Raw genomic sequence first — 5,135 nt, 5'->3', positions numbered from 1 at the left:
ACGCGGGCAGGTGGCCGTGAAACGTCAACCCGGCACGGCACCCGCCGGTCAGACCGGGACCGTCCCGCCGCAAGGCAGGACTACCAACCGTGTGCTTGCAAAAGCACACGGAGAGGTAACGGCAGTGGAGCCACACGTCACGGCCCGGCTGGCTCCCAGCGCCCGCCGTTATCCACCGTGATAACGGCCATCACGACCAGCCGGGCGGGTTCAGCTGGGTCTGGCAGCCCTTATGCACCCCCTGATAACGGCCGCCAGGGCCAGCTCGGCGGGTTCGGCTGGGTCTGGTAGCCCTTTTGCGCCCCGATAACGGCCGCCAGGACCAGCCGGGGGTGGTTCAGCTGGCCCTGGCGGCCGTATCGCGTCCGATTGGCCGCCGTGAGGGCCGGCTGGGCGAGTGCGCATGGTCGCTGTGCGGCCCGGTTAGCTACCGTCAGGGCTCGCCGACCCGGGCCGGCGAGACGGCACGGTGGTCTCGCGGACGGTTTGGGCACCATCAGCGCTCGCCGAGCGGACAGGTATCCCGTGTCCGCAAGCCCCGACCAGCAATGCCACCCATCTGAAAGCACCCACACCGTGTCGTGTTCTCCGGTCGGCCTGGGGGGCGGCGTTACTGCGGTCCGCGTTTGCAGTGGGTGGTGGATTCGCCGCCGCCGTCGGGGGCGTCCACCCGGACGGTGACCTCGACGCAGCCGGTGGTGTCGAGCAGGATGTTGCCGAAGACCGGCTGGCCGTCGAAGGCCGTCGTGTAGGCGGTGCCGACCGTGCCGGTCGCCGGGCGGTGCGCGGTGATGGTGATCCGGACCGGGCCGGACAGGAACGTCAGGCGGTCGCTCGGCTCGAACCGGCCCCAGGACGCGTGGCACTGTGGCGCGTGGCGCAGCACGGCCACCCCGAGCAGGTTCTCGTTGAGCGTGTTCACCTGCACGCGGTCCAGCTCGCGGATGCTGGCCGGGTCGTCGGCGCAGCCGCTCTTCTTCGGGTCGGCGTCGTCCTGGACCGCCTCGCCGCCCGAGCCGGGGAACCGGGCGGTCGGCTGCGGTGACGTCGAGGCGACCAGCGCTTCCGGGTCCGGCCGCAGCGGCGTGGCGTCGGTGCCGGCCGGGCCGCGGGTGACACCCCACAGGGTCAGCGCCCCGGCCAGGAGCAGCGCCGCGGCGACGGCGCCGACCAGCACCGCCCAGCGGCCCCGGCGCGCGGCCGGCGTCCCGGAGCCGACCGATGACCTGGCGTCGGCCGGCAAACCGGAGCCGGCCGGCGCGGAGTCGGCCGGTAGGCCGGGGTCGAGCGGCGGGCCGACCTGGGCGCGGACCGTCAGCCAGCGATCGTGCCAGGCCTCGACCGGGCCGCCGCACGCCTGCACGTACCCCTGGGTGACCTCCCAAGTCGGCAGGCGATGGCCGCTCGCGGCGGCCGACAGGCTCGCCTTGGAGGCGTGGGCGTGTTTCGCCATTTCCCGGTACGGCGGGTTGCCCGCCTCGACGCGCAGCTTGCGCAGGTCCGCGGCGAACTGCTGGACGGGCCCCGCGGACGGGTCGACGGGACGCTCGGGCCGGGGCATCGGGCCGCCTCCACTCTGCCGGCGGGATTCACCCTCATCACATCGTGGCCAGCCGGTTCCGGTACCCGGAATGTCGCGGTGCGGACAGAGTTGGCCGGAACGGCGTTGTCCAGCCTGGACAACGTTTCGGACAACCGGGTGATCTTGGTGTGGTGGGGGCGCAGGGCTGGATTCCCAGGAACGGAGAGTTCACATGCGCCTTCGATCGAGCGTCCTGACCACCGCCGTCATCGCGGCCCTCACCATGACCGGTTGCGACGATGCGGCCCCCGACTGGCCCCGTGTCGCCGGCCGTGACCTGAACTGCGCGAACGACACCGTCGAGGTGGTCGGCAAGGTCGTCGACTACGACATCGACCGGGACGGCACGGAAGACCACTTCGTCACGATGCGCTGCACCACGGGGGAGGGCGCGGCCACCCAGCCCGGCCAACTGGAGGTCTTTCGGGGCGGCACCCCGGCGGACAACCCGGCCAGGCTCGCCGTGATCGTGCGCAATTGGCAGAACCTGCAGCTGAGCGGGTGCGTAGGCTTCGCCGACGAGCAGGCGTTCACCAGCGGCACCGACGGTCGCAGCACCGTTGTCTGGGCGGCGCGCTGGAACCCCGGCGCCAAACCGCAGCGGCTGGACGTCATGAAGTGGACCGAGCAGGAGCAGGTCACCGGCTGTCCGTGACCGGGAGTCTTCTCAGGTGCGGGCCCGCCCGGGCCGATAGGCAGGGGCGGGCCCGCCCGGGCCGATGGGGCGGTTCAGCCCGGCCGCCTCTCGAAGGACCTTGATGCAGATCCGACTTCTCCTGACCGCGGCATCCGTCCTGCTGGCGACGGCGGTGGTGCCCGGCCCCGCGGTGGCGGCCGGGCGGCCGGGGGCGGTGGTGCACGCTGCGAAGACGTGGAAGCTGTTCAGGACGTATCGCGGCGTCGGCAGCTGGCAGAGCCCGGCGGTCACCCCGGCGAAGGACTACAAGGCGACCGTGACGTACGCCTGCACCGGCTCGTCCGGCGGCTTTATGTATTTATTTTGGCAGGCCAAGCCGTACTCGTTCGAGGCGGCGACGTCGCCCAAGGCCCGCGGCGCGGTGACGCTGCGCGGGCACGCGGGTGGCACGAAGGGCAACTTCCGGGTCAGCACCTGGGTCGACTGCTCCTGGACCGTGAAGGTCTATCAGTAGTACCTGATCAGAAACGGCCACCTCGTCGTGCGCCGATTGCTCAGCCCGGACGGCGACCTCGGCGAGATGCGGAACGCCGCCGACGACCTACTTCGGCCGGAATCGTCCGTCCATGCCGCGAGGATAACCGCCGCGAGGGCTGCGCCCTCCCAGCTCACGGTTCGGTCGCAAAGTCGGCGAGGGGTGCGGGGACACCGCGCACGGCTCAGGTGGGGGCTGTCGGGGCCGGTAGCGGATCTGCGCAAACAGGTCCAACGCGGACTGCTGCTGAGCTGCGCCGACACGCCGTTCAGGGGCCTCAATCGCGTACAGCTTGACCATCTGACCGTCGACGAGCCGCACACCCAAGCTGCGCGTCGCACGTTCGTAGTACCCATCGGCCAGATTCTGCAGCCTGCCCGCTCTGACCGAATCGATTTCACCGTGGCGCGCTACGTCGTGGGCCATGGCGGCCATCATGCCGTGTCGATCGACTGTGCCGAAGATGCCGTCTGCTGAGCGGATAGCCGTCGATATCGTGGCCAGCATGGCCATCGCTCGCATGCCCCTCATCGCTATCGACTGTCCCGATCCTGGCGTGCTCGCCAGGTTCTACGGCGCGATGCTGGATTGGAAGATCGACGTCTCCGGCGACCGGGCTTCGGTGTGCGCTGAGAACGGCCAGTGCATCTCCTTCCACCAGGTGGTTGGTTACACACCGCCGACCTGGCCGGGCCAGGAGCGGCCCCAGCAGATGCACCTCGACATGCTCGTCGATGACCTCGATGCTGCCGAGGCGGCGGTCATCGATCTCGGTGCGACCAAACCTCCGACCCAGCCGGGCACCTCCTTCCGGGTCCTCCTGGACCCGGCGGGTCATCCCTTCTGCCTTTGTCTGCACTGAGGCAGGACCCCCACACTCTGACCGAACGCCTTCAACCGCGGTACGTCATCCGGAACGCGCACCAACTGCGGAAACAGGTTCAAAGACAGCCACTGAGCGCCGGGGTGAGCCGTTCCGGGGTCAGCGGGCGTTCCCAGGGTCGGCGCAGGTCCTGCGCCAGGGGCCGGGCGAGACGCAGCTGAGTATGCGCGGCCAGGATCAGCCAGGTCCACCGGTCGGCTGCATCCGGTTCGCGGAGCTGCGGAGCGGTCCAGCCCAGCGTCTGTTCAGCAGACGGAAGGTGTGTTCAATGTCAAAGCGGCGCAGAAAAGCCTGCCAGCACTGGTCGACATCATCCGTGGTGGCGTCGGTCTTGGACCACCACAGCCAGGGCGGCTTCGGCTCGCCGCGACTGGGCAGGTGGTCGACGGTGAGCCGGATGACCGTACCCGCGATAATAGGCAACGGCTCGTCGTGGTCGACCCAGGCCGCTCGGCGAGTCAGCCGCGGATGCAGCCGGTCCCAGGCCTGCGCCTTCACCTTGCCGTAGAGGTGGGTGTCGGTGTGCGTGACCGCGTGTTCGACGTCCCAGGTGGCGGGGTCGCCGAAGACGAACCCGCTGCCGTGCTTGGCCGGGCGACCGCCTTCGAAGTTGTAGACCCGTGGCGGGGTAGCTCGGCGTAGCACCCGGTCGGAGCGCATTCGGCCGAGGATTTCGATCGGCAGGTCGCGCAGCAGCCAGGCGATGCGCGGGGCCTCGTAGCCGGCGTCCAGCACGATCAGGATGTCGCGGTCTCCGGGCTGCCACTGCCCTGCGCAGGTGAGGCGCTCGACGAGCTGCCGGATCTGGGCGGACGTGAGTGCGGTGACGTCCGCCCCCGGCGGCAGCCGGACCGCGTCGAGCAAGGCGGTCCACGAACTGCGGCCGGTCTCCAGGGCGGCGACGATCGAGTATGGCCCGCCCGGGATCATCCGGTGCTCGTCCTTGCCGCAGCCGTAGGTGTGGCAGAACGAGCGCTGCGGACTGCAGTTCCCCGTCCGGGCGTCACCATGGCGAGACGTCTACGGCCAGCACCAGGCGGCCGTCCGGCGCCCGCGGCAATGGCGAGCCGGACAGGGACCGGCGCAGCGATTCCACGTCGATACGGCCGTGGTTGAGCGCGTCATACATGGCGCCGTGGCCACGGCGGTGCTCCGGGCAAGCGACAACCCGACCAGTGTCTTGACCGGCCCGTCGCTGCATAGCAGCGCCTCGGTCAACTCGAACAGGGCGTCCGCCCGCTTGGCCATGCACTGGTAGAGCTGCTCGCGAAATTCCGCCAACACATCGATCGTTTCTGCTCGGTCCGCCATGACCGCCACAACGATCATCGATGGGCGTGGACACGGTTCCGCGCCGCGGCATGCCGAAGCGTCACCTAGCCCAGGCACCGGATGACGCTTACTGACCTTTGCTGGTCAGGGTCACTCTGGAGTCCATATCGCCGTTTCGAGTGATTCACATTGGTTTGGGTCTCGTGTCTAGATAAGGCATGAGATA

The 5,135-nt window shown here is 69.5% G+C and carries 5 protein-coding genes and 1 pseudogene; 3 read left to right on the top strand and 3 right to left on the bottom strand.

Annotated features, from left to right (window positions below):
• Positions 1-610 precede the first annotated feature (610 nt).
• Positions 611-1,561 carry a hypothetical protein gene (locus ADL15_RS11765; RefSeq protein WP_067688356.1) on the bottom strand — a complete coding sequence of 317 codons (951 nt, stop codon included), beginning with the start codon at positions 1,559-1,561 and terminating at the stop codon, positions 611-613.
• A 193-nt stretch (positions 1,562-1,754) separates the two neighbouring features.
• Between ADL15_RS11765 and ADL15_RS11760 the strand changes: the two genes are divergently transcribed.
• Entirely contained in the window at positions 1,755-2,237 is a 483-nt protein-coding gene (locus ADL15_RS11760) for a hypothetical protein (protein WP_067688353.1), read from the top strand.
• A 103-nt stretch (positions 2,238-2,340) separates the two neighbouring features.
• On the top strand, positions 2,341-2,733 hold the full coding sequence (locus ADL15_RS11755; RefSeq protein ID WP_067688350.1) for a hypothetical protein: 393 nt from the start codon (positions 2,341-2,343) through the stop codon (positions 2,731-2,733).
• A gap of 87 nt (positions 2,734-2,820) precedes the next feature.
• On the opposite strand, the gene ADL15_RS52870 is transcribed toward ADL15_RS11755, so the two are convergent.
• Positions 2,821-3,267 (bottom strand): hypothetical protein, encoded by a 447-nt coding sequence (locus tag ADL15_RS52870; protein WP_157441316.1) that lies wholly within the window; start codon positions 3,265-3,267, stop codon positions 2,821-2,823.
• On the opposite strand from ADL15_RS52870, the gene ADL15_RS11745 reads away from it, so the two are divergent.
• A complete protein-coding gene (locus tag ADL15_RS11745) occupies positions 3,260-3,616 on the top strand; it encodes a VOC family protein (protein WP_067688359.1) in 357 nt (118 codons plus the stop codon). The two genes, ADL15_RS52870 and ADL15_RS11745, sit on opposite strands and share 8 nt — an antisense overlap.
• 97 nt (positions 3,617-3,713) lie before the next feature.
• Here the strand turns inward: ADL15_RS11745 and ADL15_RS56845 are convergent.
• Positions 3,714-4,966, bottom strand: a pseudogene (locus ADL15_RS56845) (NF041680 family putative transposase); the annotation flags it as partial.
• Positions 4,967-5,135: the final 169 nt, after the last annotated feature.

It is taken from the genome of Actinoplanes awajinensis subsp. mycoplanecinus (assembly GCF_001509495.1).
In the GTDB taxonomy this organism is placed as follows: Bacteria; Actinomycetota; Actinomycetes; order Mycobacteriales; family Micromonosporaceae; genus Actinoplanes; species Actinoplanes palleronii.
Note: the sequence above shows the minus strand (reverse complement) of the source record. Positions and strands in the feature narration are given on the sequence as shown.